Source organism: Streptomyces sp. DG2A-72 (genome assembly GCF_030499575.1).
GTDB lineage: Bacteria > Actinomycetota > Actinomycetes > Streptomycetales > Streptomycetaceae > Streptomyces.
Genome location: NZ_JASTLC010000001.1, coordinates 9,299,418 through 9,320,146, shown reverse-complemented (window position 1 = coordinate 9,320,146; position 20,729 = coordinate 9,299,418). Strand labels below are relative to the sequence as shown.

2 protein-coding genes are annotated in these 20,729 nt (G+C 72.8%); both read right to left on the bottom strand.

Annotated elements, in window-relative coordinates; all coding sequences use genetic code 11:
• Positions 1-10: 10 nt before the first annotated feature.
• Positions 11-9,832 (bottom strand): type I polyketide synthase, encoded by a 9,822-nt coding sequence (locus QQY66_RS44055; RefSeq protein WP_301986070.1) that lies wholly within the window; start codon positions 9,830-9,832, stop codon positions 11-13.
• A 25-nt stretch (positions 9,833-9,857) separates the two neighbouring features.
• Complete coding sequence (locus QQY66_RS44050; RefSeq protein WP_301986069.1) at positions 9,858-20,654, bottom strand: type I polyketide synthase; 10,797 nt, start codon at positions 20,652-20,654, stop codon at positions 9,858-9,860.
• Positions 20,655-20,729 lie beyond the last annotated feature (75 nt).

The following is a 20,729-nucleotide window of genomic DNA, read 5'->3' as shown; positions in this document are numbered from 1 at the left end:
GGCCGTGCCGTCAGGCGGCGGTGAGTTCGGGGGCGAGTTCGTCCGCGAGGTACTCGGCGAGCTCGACCGGGTTGAGGTGGTCGTAGATCAGGGTGGTGGGCAGTTTCAGCCCGGTGATCGCGGTGAGGCGGTGCCCGAACTCGACCGCGGTGAGCGAGGCGAACCCCAGGTCCATGAAGTCGCCGTCGGCGGAGACGGCGTCGGCCGACGCGTGCCCGAGGACGACGGCGACCTGCCCGCGCACCAGCTCCACCAGCGTCTCCAGCCGCTGGCCGGCGTCCCCTGCGGCGAGGACGCGGCGCAGCGACTCGGGGCCGTCGACCCCGGCCAGCCGGCCGGACTCCCCCGCCTCCCCTGCGGGGGACGCCGCGGTGAGCGCCGCCCGCGCCTCGGGGAGACCCTCCAGGAGGCGCCTGCCGCGAGTGTCCGCGCGAGTGCCGGCGTACTGCGCCCAGTCCCGTCCCGTGACGACCAGCAGCCCGTCCTCCCGCTCCAGGGCCCGGTCCAGCACGGCGAGGTCGAGCCCATCGGGGTCGGCGGCGATCAGCCGTACCGGCGCCCGGTCGGCGGCCCGTTCCCGGACCACGGCCTCCCACCAGCCGGCCAGCGCCGCGACGGCACCGGTGTCCGGGGCGCCGACCAGGGCGTCCACGTCCACGGCGAGGAACAGGGCGACCGGGTCCGCGGTGCCGGAAAGTCCTGTCAGAGCGGGGAGTTCGGCGCCCAGGACTTCGTCGAGCGCCTTGTCCAGCGGGCCGTCGGCCGCGGCGACGCGCGGGGCGTGCACCACGCCGCCCAGGGGACGCCCGTCGGGCCCGTCGGCCAGCGATGCGACGAGGTGGGCCAACGCAGGGCGGTCGGAGACGTCGCAGACGACGTGGGTGATCCCGTCCACGGCGGGTTCCGGCGTGCCCGCCGGCTCCGGCTCGTCCGGCGCGGTGGCCACAAGGACGTGCGCCGCACCGGAGGCCAGCAGACGGCGGGCCACGCGGTCCCGCCAGGTGTCGATGCCGCCGCTCACCAGGAGCGTGCCGCGCGGCGCGAGTGCCGTGGCCGTGGCCGGGCCGTCGGCCGCACCGGCCGCCTTCAGGAGTCGCCGGGCGAACACACCCGCGTCACGCACGGCCAGCTCGGTCTCCTCGGCCGGGGCCGCCAGCACCTCGGTCAGCCGCCTCAGCACACGGTCACCGCACCGGGCTGGTACGTCGACGACACCGGCCCAGCGCGCTTCGGTGTCCTCCGCGAGCAGCCGGCCGAGGCCCCACAGCACGGCCTGGGCGGGCGCGGTCACCCGCTCCGAGCCGCCCGTCGACACGGCCCCCGCGGTCAGGGACCACACGGGCACGGACGCACCGGCGCCGGACAGGGCACGCAGCAGTGCCAGCGTGCCGGCGGCCGCCTCCCGAGCGGCCCCGGGGCCGTCCGCCGACATGAGGCCGAGCAGCGACAGGACACCGGCGAGATCACCGCCGTCCGCCGCCAGGGACGACACTTCGGCGGCGAGGTCGTCGTGCGACGCTGCCTCCGGGTCACCGGCGACGACCCGTACGTCGGCTCCCGCGGCTCCCAGCGCCGAGGCGAGGCGCGTCACCAGGGCGTCCTCGGCACCGAGCCGCGCCGGTACGGCCAGCAGCCAGGTGCCCCGCAGCCGTGCCGTAGCGTCGTCCGGACGCCGGGCCACGGCGGTCCAGCCGACGCGATAGTGCGGCGCGGGGGCGTCGGCCCGCCTACGCCTCAGCCACGACGCGAGGACCGGCAACGCCGCCTCGACCGCCGCGCGTTCCCGCGCGCCGCCCGTCTCGCCGTCGACCCCCAGCAGGGCCGCCAGCGAGCCCAGGTCCTCATCGGCCACGGCCAGCCAGAAACGGGCGTCGGTGTCCGGCATCTCTGCACTGTCCTGGGACGTGACCGGAGCCACCGTGCCGTCGGCCGCCTCCAACTCCTCCGGGTCCAGCCAATAGCGCTCGTGCTGGAAGGCGTACGTGGGCAGTTCGACGCGCCGGGCGCCGGGCAGCACCGCCGGCCAGTCGACGGGGACCCCGGCCAGGTGCAGCCGGCCCACCGCGGACATGAGCGCCCGCGCATCGGCCTGATCGCGACGCAGTACGGCCACGGCGGCCACGTCCGTCTCCAGGGCCTGTTCGACGAGCCCGGTCAGCACGCCGTCCGGACCGACCTCCACGAAGTTCCGCACGCCCAGGGCGTGCAGGGCGCGCACCCCGTCGGCGAAGCGGACGGTCGCACGGACGTGGGAGACCCAGTAGTCGGCGGCGCCCATCTCGCCCGACACGGCGGCCCCGGTGAGGGTCGACACGACGGGCAGCGCAGGGGAATGGAAGGTCAGTCCCTCCACGACGGCCCGGAAGTCCTCCAGCATCGGCTCCATCAACGGGGAGTGGAAGGCGTGACTCACTGCGAGCCGCTTGACCCGCCTGCCCTGGGCGGCCAAGGCGCCGGCGACCTGCTCGACCTCCGCCTCGGCACCGGAGATCACCACCGCTTCAGGGGCGTTGACGGCGGCGACACCGGCCCGGTCGGACACCTCCGCCAGCAGGGCCAGCACCTCGTCCTCGCCCGCCTGCACCGCGACCATCACGCCACCAGCGGGCAACGCCTGCATCAACCGGCCCCGCGCAGCAACCAGCGCACACGCGTCCGCCAGGGAGAGCACCCCGGTCACATGCGCGGCGGCGATCTCACCGATCGAGTGCCCGGCCACCGCATCCGGCCGGATCCCCCACGACTCCAGCAACCGGAACAACGCCACCTCCACCGCGAACAACGCCGACTGCGTGAACTCCGTCCGCGAAAGAGCCTCCGCGTCCTCACCCCACATCACCTCCCGCAACGGACGCGACAGCAACGGATCAAGCACCGCACAGGCATCGTCCAGCGCGTCCCGGAACGCGGGGTAGGCGTCGTACAACTCCCGCCCCATGCCCAACCGCTGAGCACCCTGCCCCGTGAACAGGAAGGCGGTGCGGCCGGTCGGGGTGTCGGTGGTCTCCGTCGGGGTGTCGAGGGCGGTGAGGAGGCCGTCGCGGTCGGCGCCGACGACGAGAGCCCGGTGTTCCAGCACGCTCCGGGTGGTAGCGAGGGAGAACGCCACGTCCACCGGCCGCAGTTCGGGCCGCTCGGCGACGTACGACCGCAGCCGCTCCGCCTGGGCGCGCAGGCCCTGCGGGGAGGCCGCCGACAGAACCCACGGCAGGGCGCCCCCGTCCCAAGGCCTGGTGTCGGTCGGCTCGGCAGGCTCGGGGGCCTGCTCAATGATCACGTGGGCGTTGGTGCCGCTGAACCCGAACGACGACACCGCCGCCCGCCGCGCCTGTCCGGTCTCGGGCCAGACGGTCTGCTCGCTGAGCAGCCGCACCTGCCCCGCCGACCAGTCGATATGCGGGGAGGATTCGTCGGCGTGCAGGGTCCGGGGAAGGACGCCCTCACGCAGCGCCATCACCATCTTGATGACGCCCCCTACACCGGCCGCCGCCTGCGCATGCCCGATGTTCGACTTCAACGACCCCAGCCACAGCGGCCGTTCGACCGACCGCCCCTGCCCGTACGTCGCCTGGAGCGCCTGCACCTCGATCGGGTCACCCAACGAGGTACCCGTGCCATGGGCCTCCACCGCGTCAATGCCGGCCGGGGTGAGACCAGCGGCGGCCAGCGCCTGCCGGATCACCCGCTGCTGGGAGGGACCGTTGGGCGCCGTAAGACCGTTGGACGCACCGTCCTGGTTGACCGCGCTGCCCCGCACGACCGCCAGGATCGGGTGGCCCAGCCGCTGGGCGTCGGACAACCGCTCCACCAGCAGCATCCCCGCACCCTCAGCCCACCCCGTGCCGTCCGCACCCGCACCGAACGCCTTGCACCGACCGTCGGGCGAAAGTCCGCGGTGCCGACTGAAGTTGATGAACGCGCCCGGCGTCGCCATCACCGTCACCCCACCGGCGAGCGCCATCTCACACTCACCCGCACGCAACGCCTGCACAGCGAGGTGCAGCGCGACCAGCGACGACGAGCAGGCCGTGTCGACGGTCACCGCCGGGCCCTCCAGCCCGAACGTGTACGACAGTCTGCCGGAGACCACACTGGCGGCCGTGCCGGTGCCCATCAGACCCTCCATGTGGCCGGGCACCTCCCGCAGCCGCGACGCGTAATCGTGGTACATCACCCCCGCGAACACACCCGTCCGGCTGCCCCGCAGCGTCGCCGGATCGATACCGGCCCGCTCGAACGCCTCCCACGCCGTCTCCAACAGCAGCCGTTGCTGCGGGTCCATGGCCAGCGCCTCACGCGGGGAGATCCCGAAGAACGCCGGGTCGAAGTCGGCGGCGCGGTGCAGGAAGCCGCCCTCGCGGGAGTAGGTGGTGCCGGGGTGGTCGGGGTCGGGGTGGTAGACGTTCTCCAGGTCCCAGCCGCGGTCGGAGGGAAACTCGGACACAGAGTCGCCGCCGGACAGGACGAGGTCCCACAGGTCCTCGGGCGTCATGACCTCACCCGGGTAGCGGCAGCCCATCCCGACGATCACGATGGGGTCCTCGGCGCCGGCCGCGGCGGACACGAGGGCGGTCGCGACCTGGCCGGCCTCGCCGACGACCTGCGTCAGCACATGATCGGCCAGGGCAGCGGACGTCGGGTAGTCGAACACCAGGGTGGCGGACAACCGCAGACCGGTGGTAGCGGTGAGCCGATTACGCAACTCCACCGCAGTCAGCGAGTCGAAGCCGAGGTCTCGGAACGACTTCTCGGGCTCGACCGTGTCTGGCGAGGCGTGCCCGAGCACCGTCGCGACGGCCGACCGGATCAGGTCCAGTACATGGGCCGCGCGCGCCGGGGCGTCCAACGCGGCGAGCGTACGGGCGAGTTCACCACCATCGGCCGCCGCGCCGGTCGCGGCGCCTACGGCCCTGCGTCGGGTCCGGGCCGGGGTGGGCAGGAGTCCGCGCAAGATCGGCGGCACTCGCTCGGGTACGGCGTCGGCGGAGCGCAGGGCGGCGAGGTCGAGGCGTACGGGGATCAGCAGGCCGTCGTGGTCGGCCGTGGCGGCGGTGTCGAGGAGCGCGAGCCCCTCCTCGACCGACAGCGCACCGGCCCCCGAACGCGACAGCCGCCGCACGTCCGCCTCGGCGAGCCCGGCGGTCATGGCACTGTCGTCGGCCCACAGCCCCCAGGCCAGCGACAGCCCGGGGAGCCCCTCGGCACGCCGGCTCTGGGCAAGGGCGTCCAGGAACACGTTCGCCGCCGCGTAGTTGGCCTGACCCGCGTTGCCGAACACACCGGCAGCCGACGAGAACACCACGAAGGCGTCCAGGTCCAGGTCACGGGTCAGTTCGTGCAGGTTCCAGGCCGCGTCCACCTTCGGCCGCAGCACCCTGTCGAAGCGAGACGCGTCCAGGGACTCCAGCACACCGTCGTCCAGCACACCCGCCGCATGGATCACGGCGGTGAGCCGACGGCCGTCGAGGACCTGCGCCAACGCGTCCCGGTCGGCCGCATCGCAGGCCAGCACCTCGACAGTCGCACCCTGGTCGGTGAGTTCATCACGCAGTACGTCCATACCGCCGGCGGCGAGACCCCGGCGGCTCAGCAGCACCAACTCCCGCACACCATGCACCGCCACCAAGTGCCGGGCGACGACACCACCCAGCGCACCAGACGCACCCGTGACCAGCACCGGACCATCCCCGAACGCCGGGACACCGGGGACAGCAGCCTGCACACGGGTCAGGCGCGGGACGCGTACGGCACCGTCCCGGACGGCCCACTGCGCCTCACCGCAGGCCAGCCCGGCCGCCAGCGCATCGGCACCGACGTCCACCGGAAGATCCGCCAGCACGAACCGGTCCGGATGCTCGGCCTGAGCCGCACGCACCAGACCCCACACCGGCGCCACCCGCACATCCACCGGCTCGTCACCCAACACGGCCACAGCACCCCGGGTCACCACGACCAGCCGCGACGACGCCAGCCGCTCGTCAGTGACCCACCGCTGCACCAGCCCGAGTACATCCGCCAGCCGACCCCGCACGGCATCCGGCACCGAACCACCCTCAACGGGCGCACACTCCAACACCACCGTGCCAGGAACAGCCGACCCAGAAGCCAGCAGCGCATCGACGTCGGCGAACGCCCGACCGCCCTCGGCCAGGAGCCCGTCGCCGAGCACCGCCCAAGCCTCGTCGGTCGCGTTCGAAGTCGCCTGCGCCGGCACCCACTCCGTCCGGAACAGGGAGTCGGCGCCCTGGGAGGCGGCCATCTGCTCCCGGCTCACCTCGCGGAATACCAGCGACTCCACGGAGGCTACCAACTGGCCCTCCGTGTCCGCCGCGCGAAGGGCGAGGCTCTCTCCGGCGGGGGTGAGGTGGACCCGAAGGGCCGTGGCACCCGCCGCGTACAGCGCGACGCGGCGCCAGGAGAAGGGGACGCGGGCGCCGTCAACCCGCTCGTCGGCCGCCGCCGCGGCGGCGTGCAGGGCGGAGTCCAGTAGGGCGGGGTGCACCCCGAACTCCCGGGCCGTGTCGGCCGCTTCCGCCGGCAGCGCGATCTCGGCGAACACCTCGTCGCCGCGCCGCCAGACGCTGCGCAGGCCCCGGAAGACGGGCCCGTAGTCGTAGCCGCGGTAGGCCATCGCGTCGTAGAAGCCGCCGATGTCGACCGGTTCCGCGTCGCGCGGCGGCCAGACGGCGAAGTCGGCGGCCTCCTCCGGGGTCCTGGTGCCGGGGGCGATGAGGCCGGTGGCGTGGCAGGTCCAGGAGGCGTCGACCGTGTCGTCCTCGATGCGGGCGTAAACGTCGACCGGGCGCAGGTTCCGGGCGTCCGGTTCACCGACGACGATCTGCACCTGGACGGCGCCGGCGCCGGTCGCCGGGAGCACCAGCGGCGCCTGGAGGGTCAGCTCCTCGATGGTGTCGCAGCCGACCTCCTCACCGGCCCGCAGCGCCAGCTCGACCAGCGCGGTGCCGGGCACGAGGACGGTGCCGTGAACCGCGTGGTCCGCCAACCAGGCGTGGGTCGCCGGCGACAGCCGCCCGGTGAGCAGCACGCCCGAGCGGTCGGCGAGCGTGATGGCACCGCCCAGCAGCGGATGCCGCGCCGCGCTCAGACCGACGGCCGTGACATCACCGACGCCGACGGGGGCGTCCAGCCAGTACCGCTCGTGCTGGAAGGCGTACGTCGGCAGGTCGACGCGCCGCCCACCGGCCAGCAACGCCGACCAGTCGACCGAACCACCCCGCACGAAGAAGCCACCGGCCGCCTCGACCGCCGCCCGCACCTCGGGCACCCGCCGCCGCAGTACGGCCACGGCGTCCGTCTCGAGAGTCTGCTCGACAAGCCCGGTCAGGACAGCGTCCGGGCCTATCTCGACGAACCGCCTGGCTCCGAAGGCGTGCAGCGCCCGCAGCCCGTCCGCGAACCGGACGGCCTCCCGGACATGCCGCACCCAGTACGAGGGGTCAGCGATCTCCGCGCCCACAACCGCGCCGGTGACGGTCGACACGAACGGCACCGACGGCACGTCGCGGAAGGTCAACCCCTCCACGACGGCCCGGAAGTCCTCCAGCATCGGCTCCATCAACGGGGAGTGGAAGGCGTGACTCACTGCGAGCCGCTTGACCCGCCTGCCCTGGGCGGCGAGCACGGCAGCGACCTGCTCGACCTCCGCCTCGGCACCGGAGATCACCACCGCTTCAGGGGCGTTGACGGCGGCGACACCGGCCCGGTCGGACACCTCCGCCAGCAGGGCCAGCACCTCGTCCTCGCCCGCCTGCACCGCGACCATCACGCCACCAGCGGGCAACGCCTGCATCAACCGGCCCCGCGCAGCAACCAGCGCACACGCGTCCGCCAGGGAGAGCACCCCGGTCACATGCGCGGCGGCGATCTCACCGATCGAGTGCCCGGCCACCGCATCCGGCCGGATCCCCCACGACTCCAGCAACCGGAACAGCGCCACCTCCACCGCGAACAACGCCGACTGCGTGAACTCCGTCCGCGAAAGAGCCTCCGCGTCCTCACCCCACATCACCTCCCGCAACGGACGCGACAGCAACGGATCAAGACCAGCGCACACGTCATCCAGCGCTTCGCGGAACACAGGGAAGGCGTCGTACAACTCCCGCCCCATGCCCAACCGCTGAGCACCCTGCCCCGTGAACAGGAAGGCGGACATGCCCTCCGCCACAGGGCCGGTGAGGGACAACTCACCGAGGCCGTCGAGAAGTTCGTTCCGATCGGCGCCCACGACGACAGCCCGGTGCTCCAGCGCGCTGCGCGTCGTCGCGAGGGAGAACGCCACGTCCACGGGCCTGAGTTCGGGCCGCTCGGCGAGATACGACCGTAGCCGCTCCCCCTGCGCCCGCCGCCCCTCCGACGAGGCGCCCGAGACCACCCACGGCACCACATCCCCGTCCGAGGGCCCGACCTCGGCAGGCTCTGCGGGCTCGGGGGCCTGCTCGATGATCACGTGGGCGTTGGTGCCGCTGAACCCGAACGACGACACCGCCGCCCGACGCGGCTGCCCGGTCTCGGGCCAGACGGTCTGCTCGCTGAGCAGCCGCACCTGCCCCGCCGACCAGTCGATATGCGGGGAGGGCTCGTCGGCGTGCAGAGTCCGGGGAAGGACACCGGCCCGCAGCGCCATCACCATCTTGATGATCCCGCCAACACCGGCCGCCGCCTGCGCATGCCCGATGTTCGACTTCAACGACCCCAGCCACAGCGGCCGTTCGACCGGCCGCTCCTGCCCGTACGTCGCCTGGAGCGCCTGCACCTCGATCGGGTCACCCAACGAGGTACCCGTGCCATGGGCCTCCACCGCGTCGATGCCGGCCGGGGTGAGACCAGCGGCGGCCAGCGCCTGCCGGATCACCCGCTGCTGAGACGGCCCGTTGGGCGCCGTAAGACCGTTGGACGCACCGTCCTGGTTGACCGCGCTGCCCCGCACCACCGCCAGCACCCGATGCCCCAGCCGCTCGGCGTCGGACAACCGCTCCACCAGCAACATCCCCGCACCCTCAGCCCACCCCGTGCCGTCCGCACCCGCACCGAACGCCTTACACCGACCATCCACCGCCAGCCCCCGCTGACGACTGAAATTCACAAACGCCTCCGGCGTCGCCATCACCGTCACCCCACCCGCAAGCGCCATCTCACACTCACCCGCACGCAACGCCTGCACAGCAAGATGAAGAGCAACCAGCGACGACGAACACGCCGTATCAACACTCACCGAAGGACCCTCAAGCCCGAACGTGTACGACAGACGCCCCGCAACCACACTCGTCGCATTACCCGTCCCCATCAGCCCCTCAAGATGCCCCGGCACCTCCCGCAGCCGCGACGCGTAATCGTGGTACATCACCCCCGCGAACACACCCGTCCGACTCCCCCGCAGCGTCGCCGGATCGATACCGGCCCGCTCGAACGCCTCCCACGCCGTCTCCAACAGCAACCGCTGCTGCGGATCCATCGCCAACGCCTCACGCGGCGAAATCCCGAAGAACCCGGCATCGAAATCCGCCACCGCGTCCAGGAAACCGCCCCGACGCCCGTACGTCTTCCCAGGACGATCCGGATCAGGGTCGTACAGCCCCTCCACGTCCCAGCCACGGTCCGACGGGAAATCCGAAATCACATCCGCACCCGACAACACCACCTCCCACAACCCCTCCGGAGAAACCACACCCCCCGGAAAACGACACCCCATCCCCACAATCGCAATCGGCTCGCTGGAGGCAGCGCGCAGGGCGTTGTTCTGCTGGCGCAGCAGCTCCGTTTCCTTGAGTGAGGCGCGAAGTGCTTCGACGACCTTTTCGTTGGGCGTTGCCATGATGTGCTCCGGATTACGAGGTGGGTCAGGAGTCTTTGCCGTCGAGTGCCATGCGAATCAGGTTGTCGACGTCCATCTCGTCGATGGATTCCGTCTCTTCCCCTCCCGCGGCGGTCTTTTGCTGCCCCTCCGGATCGGCGAGTTGCAGTACCCGGTCCAGCAGGCCGGCCTCGCGGAACCGGGACATGGGGATGGCGGAGACGGCCTCGCGGAAGGCTTTCTCCTCGGGGTCGTCCTGCTCTGCGGCGGCCCCTTCCGGCACGATTTCCAGCCGGATCTGTTCGGCGAGCAGGGTGGAGTTCGGGTAGTCGAAGATGAGCGTGGCGGGCAGGCGCAGGCCCGTGGCCGCGGTGAGGCGGTTGCGCAGTTCCACCGCGGTCAGCGAGTCGAAGCCCAGCTCGGTGAACGACCTCTTCGCGCCCACGACGTCCGGCGACGCGTGTCCGAGGACGGCGGCGACCTCGCTGCGCACCAGGTGGATCAGGTGCCGTTCGGCTTCGGCCTCGTTCATGCCCGCCAGTCGTTCGCGCAGGCCGACGCCGCTGCCCACCGTCGTCTCGGCCGCACGCCGGGGCCGGGTGCGGACGAGTCCGCCGAGTAGCGCGGGCAGCCGTCCGGATTCGGCGAGCGTGCGGAGGGCGGGGAGGTTGAGCCGTACGGGGACCAGCAGGCCGCCTTCGTCGTCGGCCACCGCCCGGTCGAGCAGCGCCAACCCTTCCGCCTCACCCAGCGCCTCCGCACCGAGCCGCGCGATCCGCTGCCGGTCCGACTCACCCAGCCCGGACGTCATCGCGCTCGCCCCGGCCCACAGCCCCCAGGCCAGCGACAGCCCGGGGAGCCCCTCGGCACGCCGGCTCTGGGCAAGGGCGTCCAGAAAGACGTTCGCCGCCGCGTAGTTGGCCTGACCCGCGTTGCCGAACACACCGGCAGCCGACGAGACCACCACGAACGCCGACAGCTCGCGGTCACGCGTGAGCTCGTGCAGATTCCAGACGGCGTCCACCTTCGGACGCAGCACCCTGTCGAAGCGAGACGCGTCCAGGGACTCCAGCACACCGTCGTCCAGCACACCCGCCGCATGGATCACGGCAGTCAACTCACGACCGTCCAGTACCTGCGCCAAAGCATCCCGGTCGGCCGCATCGCAAGCCAGCACCTCTACGGTCGCACCCTGATCGGCGAGCTCATCACGCAGTACGTCCATACCGCCGGCGGCGAGACCCCGGCGGCTCAGCAGCACCAACTCCCGCACACCATGCACCGCCACCAAGTGCCGGGCGACGACACCACCCAGCGCACCAGACGCACCCGTGACCAGCACCGGACCATCCCCGAACCCCGCAGCCCCGTCGGCCTCGACCTGCGCCCGCACCAGCCGCGGCACGTGAACCACCCCGTCCCGCACCGCCCATTGCACCTCACCCGACGCCAGCCCGGCAGACAACTCCTCCACGCCCGCACCCACCGGAAGATCCCCCACCACGAACCGACCCGGATGCTCCGACTGAGCCGCACGCACCAGACCCCACACCGGCGCCACCCGCACATCCACAGCCTCACCAACCGACACACCCACCGCACCCCGCGTCACCACAACCAACCGCGACGACGCCAGCCGCTCATCAGTGACCCACCGCTGCACCAACCCGAGTACATCCGCCAGCCGACCCCGCACGGCATCCGGCACCGAACCACCCTCAACGGGCGCACACTCCAACACCACCGTGCCAGGAACAGCCGACCCAGAAGCCAGCAGCGCCTCCACATCCGCGAACGCGACACCGCCATCGGCCAGAGGGCCGTCTCCGAGCACCGCCCACGTCCCGGCATCCGCCGAGCCACCCACCGCCGGCCCCCACTCCAACCGGAACAGCGACTCGTCCCCCGCTGTCGAAGCCGCCGCGGCCAGCTGTTCCCGCGACACCTCCCGCAGGCTCAGCGACTCGACCCCGGCGACCGGCAGTCCGGCTTCGTCGAAGAGGTCCGCGGTCACGCCCCCGCGTCCGTCCGGCGCGATGCGTACCCGCAGCGTCGTCGCGCCCACCGCGTGCAGGGTCACCCCGGACCAAGCGAACGGCAGCCGCGTCCCCTCGCCGTCGGCGAGCGGCAGCAGCCCGATCGCGTGCAGGGCGGCATCGAGCAGCGCAGGGTGCAGCCCGAACGCGTCGGCCGTCTCCGCAGCCTCCTCCGGCAGCGCGACCTCGGCGAACACCTCGTCGTCGAGCCGCCACGCTGCCCGCAGTCCGCGGAACGCCGGGCCGTAGACCAGGCCCTTGTCGGCGAGCGCGTCGTACACGTCGGAGACGTCGACAGACGTGGCCCCGGCGGGCGGCCAGGGCGCGTCGTGCTTGTCGGGAGCGGCGTCGGCCGCCGCCAGGACGCCGTCCGCGTGCGCGGTCCACTCGGCGGTCACGGCACCGGTCGGGTCGTGGGGACGCGAGTGGATCTCGACGGGACGGCGGCCTTCGACGTCCGCCTCGCCCACGGAGACCTGGAGCTGCACGGCACCGGTCTCCGGCAGGACCAGCGGCGCCTGGAGGGTCAGCTCCTCCAACCGCCCGCAGCCCACCCCGTCTCCGGTGCGCAGCGCCAGCTCCACCAGCGCGGCGCCCGGTACCAGCACCACACCGCCCACAGCGTGATCCGCCAGCCACCCGTGCGAGGCGACCGACACCCGGCCCGAGAACACCGTCCGGTCGGACCCGGCCAGCTCCATCGCCGCCCCGAGCAGCGGATGCCCCGCACCTCGCAGCCCGGCCGCGGTGACGTCACCGACGCCGGCCGATTCCTCCAGCCAGTACCGCTCGTGCTGGAAGGCGTACGTCGGCAGGTCCACGCGCCGCCCACCGGGCAGCGCCGCCGACCAGTCGACGGGAACCCCGGCCAGGTGCAGCCGGCCCACCGCCGACATCAGCGCCCGCACATCGGCCTGATCACGGCGCAGTACGGCCACGGCCGCCACGTCGGTCTCCAGGGTCTGCTCGACGAGCCCGGTCAGAACGGCGTCCGGGCCGACCTCCACGAACCGCCGCACACCCAGCCCGTGCAGCGCCCGCAGCCCGTCCGCGAACCGGACGGCCTCCCGGACATGCCGCACCCAGTAAGAGGGGTCAGCGATCTCCGCGCCCACAACCGCGCCGGTGACGGTCGACACGAACGGCACCGACGGCACGTCGCGGAAGGTCAACCCCTCCACGACGGCCCGGAAGTCCTCCAGCATCGGCTCCATCAACGGGGAGTGGAAGGCGTGACTCACTGCGAGCCGCTTGACCCGCCTGCCCTGGGCGGCGAGCACGGCAGCGACCTGCTCGACCTCCGCCTCGGCACCGGAGATCACCACCGCTTCAGGGGCGTTGACGGCGGCGACACCGGCCCGGTCGGACACCTCCGCCAGCAGGGCCAGCACCTCGTCCTCGCCCGCCTGCACCGCGACCATCACGCCACCAGCGGGCAACGCCTGCATCAACCGGCCCCGCGCAGCAACCAGCGCACACGCGTCCGCCAGGGAGAGCACCCCGGTCACATGCGCGGCGGCGATCTCACCGATCGAGTGCCCGGCCACCGCATCCGGCCGGATCCCCCACGACTCCAGCAACCGGAACAGCGCCACCTCCACCGCGAACAACGCCGACTGCGTGAACTCCGTCCGCGAAAGAGCCTCCGCGTCCTCACCCCACATCACCTCCCGCAACGGACGCGACAGCAACGGATCAAGCACCGCACAGGCATCGTCCAGCGCGTCCCGGAACGCGGGGTAGGCGTCGTACAACTCCCGCCCCATGCCCAGCCGCTGAGCCCCCTGCCCCGTGAACAGGAACCCGGTACGCCCACCGGCCACCGAGCCGACCTCCGCCAAGCAACCCAGCCCCTCGGCGAGTTCACTCGGCTCGGCCCCCACCACCACGGCCCGGTGTTCCAGCACGCTCCGGGTGGTGGCGAGGGAGAACGCCACGTCCACCGGCCGCAGTTCGGGCCGCTCGGCGACGTACGACCGCAGCCGCTCCGCCTGGGCGCGCAGGCCCTGCGGGGAGGCCGCCGACAGAACCCACGGCAGGGCGCCCCCGTCCCAAGGCTCGGCCTCCGCCCGCTCGGCAGGCTCGGGGGCCTGCTCAATGATCACGTGGGCGTTGGTGCCGCTGAACCCGAACGACGACACCGCCGCCCGCCGCGGCTGCCCGGTCTCGGGCCAGGCGGTCTGCTCGCTGAGCAGCCGTACCTGCCCCGCCGACCAGTCGATGTGCGGGGAGGATTCGTCGGCGTGCAGGGTCCGGGGAAGGACGCCCTCACGCAGCGCCATCACCATCTTGATGACGCCCCCTACACCGGCCGCCGCCTGCGCATGCCCGATGTTCGACTTCAACGACCCCAGCCACAGCGGCCGTTCGACCGGCCGCTCCTGCCCGTACGTCGCCTGGAGCGCCTGCGCCTCGATCGGGTCACCGAGAGTCGTGCCCGTGCCATGAGCCTCCACCGCGTCGACCTGCCCGGGCCCCAGTCCCGCAACGGCGAGCGCCTGCCGGATCACCCGCTGCTGAGACGGCCCGTTGGGCGCCGTAAGACCGTTGGACGCACCGTCCTGGTTGACCGCGCTGCCCCGCACCACCGCCAGCACCCGATGCCCCAGCCGCTCGGCGTCGGACAACCGCTCCACCAGCAACATCCCCGCACCCTCAGCCCACCCCGTGCCGTCCGCACCCGCACCGAACGCCTTACACCGACCATCCACCGCCAGCCCCCGCTGACGACTGAAATTCACAAACGCCTCCGGCGTCGCCATCACCGTCACCCCACCCGCAAGCGCCATCTCACACTCACCCGCACGCAACGCCTGCACAGCAAGATGAAGAGCAACCAGCGACGACGAACACGCCGTATCAACACTCACCGAAGGACCCTCAAGCCCGAACGTGTACGACAGACGCCCCGCAACCACACTCGTCGCATTACCCGTCCCCATCAGCCCCTCAAGATGCCCCGGCACCTCCCGCAGCCGCGACGCGTAATCGTGGTACATCACCCCCGCGAACACACCCGTCCGACTCCCCCGCAGCGTCGCGGGGTCGATGCCGGCCCGCTCGAACGCCTCCCACGCCGTCTCCAACAGCAACCGCTGCTGCGGGTCCATGGCCAACGCCTCACGCGGGGAGATCCCGAAGAACGCCGGGTCGAAGTCGGCGGCGCGGTGCAGGAAGCCGCCCTCGCGGGAGTAGGTGGTGCCGGGGTGGTCGGGGTCGGGGTGGTAGACGTTCTCCAGGTCCCAGCCGCGGTCGGAGGGAAACTCGGACACAGAGTCGCCGCCGGACAGGACGAGGTCCCACAGGTCCTCGGGCGTCATGACCTCACCCGGGTAGCGGCAGCCCATCCCGACGATCACGATGGGGTCCTCGGCGCCGGCCGCGGCGGACACGAGGGCGGTCGCGACCTGGCCGGCCTCGCCGACGACCTGCGTCAGCACATGATCGGCCAGGGCAGCGGACGTCGGGTAGTCGAACACCAGGGTGGCGGACAACCGCAGACCGGTGGTAGCGGTGAGCCGATTACGCAACTCCACCGCAGTCAGCGAGTCGAAGCCCAGCTCCTTGAAGGACTGCGTGGCCTGGATGGCGTCCAGGGTGGCGTGGCCCAGGACGCCGGCGACCTCTCGACGTACCAAGTCCTGGACGTGTTCCTCCCGTTCGGCCGGCGACAGGCCGGCCAGACGGTCGGCCAGTCCGCCACCGCCCGCGACCGCACCCGCCGCCCCGGCCGAGGCCTGACGTCGCTCCGTCGCGGGCACCAGTGTCCGCAGCAGCGCGGGCAGGGTGCCCGCCTGGGCCTGGGCACGCAGCGCGGGACGGCTGAGTCGCACCGGTACGAGCAGACCCGCGGCGCCCTCGCCGAGCGCCCGGTCGAGCAGCGCCAACCCTTCCGCCTCACCCAGCGCCTCCGCACCGAGCCGCGCGATCCGCTGCCGGTCCGACTCACCCAGCCCGGACGTCATCGCGCTCGCCCCGGCCCACAGCCCCCAGGCCAGCGACAGCCCGGGGAGCCCCTCGGCACGCCGGCTCTGGGCAAGGGCGTCCAGAAAGACGTTCGCCGCCGCGTAGTTGGCCTGACCCGCGTTGCCGAACACACCGGCAGCCGACGAGAACACCACGAACGCCGACAGCTCGCGGTCACGCGTGAGCTCGTGCAGATTCCAGACGGCGTCCACCTTCGGACGCAGGACGGTGTCGAAACGGGCCGCGTCCAGGGACTCCAGCACACCGTCGTCCAGCACACCCGCCGCATGGATCACGGCGGTGAGCCGACGGCCGTCGAGGACCTGCGCCAACGCGTCCCGGTCGGCCGCATCGCAGGCCAGCACCTCTACGGTCGCACCCTGGTCGGTGAGTTCATCACGCAGTACGTCCATACCGCCGGCGGCGAGACCCCGGCGGCTCAGCAGCACCAACTCCCGCACACCATGCACCGCCACCAAGTGCCGGGCGACGACACCACCCAGCGCACCAGACGCACCCGTGACCAGCACCGGACCATCCCCGAACCCCGCAGCCCCGTCGGCCTCGACCTGCGCCCGCACCAGCCGCGGCACGTGAACCACCCCGTCCCGCACCGCCCATTGCACCTCACCCGACGCCAGCCCGGCAGACAACTCCTCCACGCCCGCACCCACCGGAAGATCCCCCACCACGAACCGACCCGGATGCTCCGACTGAGCCGCACGCACCAGACCCCACACCGGCGCGGTCCGCACATCCACAGCCTCACCAACCGACACACCCACCGCACCCCGCGTCACCACAACCAACCGCGACGACGCCAGCCGCTCATCAGTGACCCACCGCTGCACCAACCCGAGTACATCCGCCAGCCGACCCCGCACGGCATCCGGCACCGAACCACCCTCAACGGGCGCACACTCCAACACCACCGTGCCAGGAACAGCCGACCCAGAAGCCAGCAGCGCCTCCACATCCGCGAACGCGACACCGCCATCGGCCAGAAGCCCACCATCGGCACCCAGCACCGCCCACGCCCCGGCCTCCGCCGAGCCACCGCCGACCGCGGAAACCCACTCCACCTCGAACAACGAGTCGGCGCCGGTCCCCGCAGCCGCCGCGCCCATCGCCGCGATCACCTGCTCGCGCGACATCTCGCGCACGTTCAGCGACTCGACGGCGGCCACCGGCGCGCCCGTCGGGTCGGCCGCGGTCACGGAGAAGCTGTCGGGGCCGGCCGGTGTGATCCGCACCCGCAGTGCCGTGGCGCCGACCGCGTACAGGGAGACGCCGGACCAGGCGAACGGCAGCCGCGTGGCGCCGTCGGCGACGAGGGAGGTCAGGCCGATCGGGTGGAGGGCGGCGTCGAGGAGGGCCGGGTGAAGGCCGAACCCGCCGACGCCGGATGTCTGCTGTTCGGGCAGGGCGACCTCGGCGAACAGTTCCTCTCCGCGTCGCCAGGCGCGCAGGAGGCCCTGGAAGGCGGGGCCGTAGTCGTAGCCGCGGTCCGCGAGGCCCTCGTAGAAGCCCTCGACGCCGACCGGTTCGGCGGCGTGCGGCGGCCAGACGGTGAAGTCGTCCGACGGGGGCGGGGCGGGTGTGCCCGGGGTGAGGAGGCCGGTGGCGTGGCGGGTCCAGCCGGTGTCGGCGCTCCGAGCGTGCTGCGGGTCGGGCTGCGGCCGGGAGTACACGTGGACGGGGCGCGCCCCGCGTTCGTCGGGCGCCCCGACGGTGACCTGGACCTGCACCGCGCCGTCGGCTGGCAGGACCAGCGGCGCTTCGAGGGTGAGGTCGTCGACGCGACCGCAGCCGGCCTCGTCACCGGCGCGCAGCGCCAGCTCCACCAGGGCCGCGCCCGGCACGAGTGTCACCCCGCCCACGGCGTGGTCGGCCAGCCAGGGCTGGGCCGCCGGGGACAGCCGGCCGGTGAGCAGGACGCCGTCGCCCTCCGCGAGGGCGACGGACGCGCCGAGCAGCGGATGGTGGGCGGCGCCGAGTCCGGCCGCGCTCATGTCGCCTGTGCCGGCGGGGACGTCGAGCCAGTACCGCTGCCGCTGGAAGGCGTAGGTGGGCAGGTCCACCCGTTGCGCGCCGAGCCCTTCGAGGACGGCCGCCCAGTCGACGGACGTACCGGCCGCGTGCAGCCGGGACACGGCGGTGAGCAGGGCTTTCTCCTCCGGTTCGGCGCGGCGGAGCACGGCGACGACGGCCGGACCGCCGGGGGCGGCCACGTCGGCCCCACCGCCACCCTCCGGACCCACCGGCCCGTCCATCGCGTCCAGGGTCTGCTGGACCATCGGCAGCAGTGCCGCCGACGGGCCGACCTCGACCCAGCGGCCGACGCCTTGCGCGTGGAGGGCGGTGACGGCGTCGGCGAAACGGACTGTGGCGCGGACATGGGTGACCCAGTAGTCGGCCGTCCGCATCTCCTCCGGGTCGGTGGCGCCGGTGACGGTCGACACGATCGGGATGCCCGGCTCGTGGAAGGTGACGCCCTCAAGGGTGCGCCGGAACCCGTCGAACATCGGCTCCATCAGCGGCGAGTGGAACGCGTGGCTGACCCGGAGCCGCCTGGTGCGGCGGCCGCGTTCCGTGAGGACGTCGACGATCTCCCGTACGGCCGCGTCCGCGCCGGAGAGGACGACCGCGCCGGGTGCGTTGACGGCGGCCAGGCCGACCTCGTGCTCGTGTCCGGCGAGCAGCGGCAGGACCTCGTCGGCGCCGGCCTCGACGGCGACCATGGTGCCGCCGGACGGAAGTCGCTGCATGAGCCGGCCGCGCGCGGCGACCAGCGTGCAGGCGTCCTCCAGGGAGAGGACCCCGGAGACATGGGCGGCGGCGATCTCGCCGACGGAGTGCCCGGCGAGCACGTCTGGCCGTATGCCCCATGACTCCAGGAGCCGGAAGAGGGCGACTTCCAGGGCGAAGACTGCGGGCTGGGTGCAGCCGGTGGTGTCGAGCGCCGCGGCCTCCGCGGTGCCCGGCGCGGCGAACATCACCTCGCGCAGCGGCCGTTCGAGCAGCGGGTCGAGTACGGCGCACACCGCGTCGAGGGCCTGCCGGAACCGCGGGAACCGGTCGCGGAGTTCGCGCCCCATGCCGGCCCACTGCGAACCCTGCCCGGAGAACAGGAACGCGGTCGCACCCGGCGTCGCCGTGCCCGTCACGCCCTCGGCGCCCGTGGCGAACCGTGCGACGGCGTCGAGGAGTTCGTCGCGGTCGGTGCCGAACGCGACGAAACGGGTAGGGAGCGCGGAACGGGTGGCGCCGAGCGAGTACGCGACGTCGGCGGCGGTGAGATCGGGGTGGGCGAGCAGGTGCGCGTACAGCCGGGCCGCCTGGGCGCGCACCGCGTCGGCGCTGCGCGCGGAGACCGGCCAGGGGAGGAGGGCGGGGCTGACGACAGGCGTCTCGTCACTGTCCGCCTCGGTTGCCGGCTCCGGCGCCTGCTCGATGATCACGTGCGCGTTGGTGCCGCTGACGCCGAACGACGACACCGCCGCCCGGCGCGGTTCCCGGGTCTCGGGCCACGGCGTCGGATCGGTGAGCAGCCGTACCGCACCGGCCGACCAGTCGACCTGGTGCGACGGTTCGTCCACGTGCAGGGTGCGCGGCAGCACACCGGCCCGCAGCGCCATCACCATCTTGATGATCCCGCCGACACCGGCCGCCGCCTGCGCGTGCCCGATGTTGGACTTCAACGACCCCAGCCACAGCGGCCGTTCGTCGGTACGTCCCTGCCCGTACGTCGCCTGGAGCGCCTGCACCTCGATCGGGTCACCCAGCGTGGTGCCCGTGCCGTGTCCCTCGACCACGTCGACCTGCGCGGGCGTCAGACTCGCGGCGGCGAGCGCCTGCCGGATCACCCGCTGCTGGGACGGCCCATGAGGCGCCGTAAGACCGTTGGACGCACCGTCCTGGTTGACCGCGCTGCCCCGCACCACCGCAAGGATCGGGTGGCCCAGCCGCTCGGCGTCGGACAGCCGCTCCACGAGCAGCATGCCCGCGCCCTCGGCCCACCCGGTGCCGTCCGCGCCCGCCGCGAACGCCTTGCACCGGCCGTCGGGAGCGAGCCCCCGCTGCCGGCTGAACTCGACGAACGTGTCCGGCGTCGCCATCACGGTGACACCTCCCGCGAGGGCCAGGCTGCACTCCCCCTGCCGCAGTGCCTGGATGGCGAGGTGGAGCGCGACCAGGGACGACGAGCAGGCGGTGTCCACGGTCACCGCCGGGCCCTCCAGGCCGAAGGTGTAGGCGACACGGCCGGTCGCGATGCTGCCCGCGCTGCCGTTGCCGACGTAGCCCTCGACGCCCTCCGGCAGCGCGACCGCACCCGCGCCCGTGCCGAAGCGCGCGCCGTAGTCGTGGTACATGACGCCCGCGAAGACGCCCGTACGGCTGCCGCGCAGGGTGGCCGGGTCGATGCCCGCGCGCTCGAACGCCTCCCACGCCGTCTCCAGCAGCAGCCGCTGCTGCGGGTCCATCGCGAGCGCCTCGCGCGGCGAGATCCCGAAGAACGCCGGGTCGAACTCGGCCGCGTTCCGCAGGAAGCCGCCCTCACGGGAGTACGTCTTGCCGGTGCTCGACGGGTCCGGGTCGTAGAGGGTGTCCACGTCCCAGCCGCGGTCGCCGGGCATGACGTCGATCGCGTCCCTGCCCTCGGCGACCAGCTCCCACAGATCCTCCGGCGATTCGACACCACCCGGGTACCGGCACGCCATCCCGACGATCGCGATGGGCTCGTGCCGAGCGGCCTCGGCCTGTCCGAGACGGCGGCGGGTCTCGGCCAGGTCGGTCGTCACCCGCTTGAGGTAGTCACGCAGCTTCTGCTCGTTGGACATCAGTCAGTCACCATTCGAGTCGTCGTCGGAGACGATCGGAGTCCGGGGTCGGCGTCGGGGGGTGTCGGGGTGGCC

Bases quoted from the DNA above. Each gene is read 5' to 3' on its own strand.
- QQY66_RS44055 (WP_301986070.1), bottom strand. From the start codon at position 9,832: ATGGCAACGCCCAACGAAAAGGTCGTCGAAGCACTTCGCGCCTCACTC.
- QQY66_RS44050 (WP_301986069.1), bottom strand. From the start codon at position 20,654: ATGTCCAACGAGCAGAAGCTGCGTGACTACCTCAAGCGGGTGACGACC.